Source organism: Pseudomonas sp. E45-MNA-CIBAN-0222 (genome assembly GCF_040310405.1).
GTDB lineage: Bacteria > Pseudomonadota > Gammaproteobacteria > Pseudomonadales > Pseudomonadaceae > Stutzerimonas > Stutzerimonas stutzeri_AC.
On sequence record NZ_JBEOPU010000233.1, the window covers coordinates 1 to 238 of the forward strand.

Sequence of the window (238 nt, forward strand, 5' to 3'; positions counted from 1 at the left end):
GAATTCGCCCATCATGCTCTCTTGTTAGAAACGGCTAGGGTAAGTAAAGGAAATAGCAGGGGCGGCGTGAGTAAACTGGCTCTGCCGGAAATAGCCCTGTAAATAGACCGGCGATTATACGCACAAGTCACCTGGGAGACTGCGATGCTGGAAACTGCGATGTACGATTGTCCTTATTGTGGCGAAGCGGTCGAGACAACGGTGGATTTGTCTGGCGGGGACCAGACCTATATAGAAG

1 protein-coding gene is annotated in these 238 nt (G+C 51.3%); it reads left to right on the plus strand.

From position 1 onward, the window contains the following. Positions 1-144: 144 nt before the first annotated feature. Positions 145-238 (plus strand): zinc ribbon domain-containing protein (locus AAEZ08_RS23440; protein WP_500125246.1); only part of this gene is annotated, 94 nt, incomplete at its 3' end.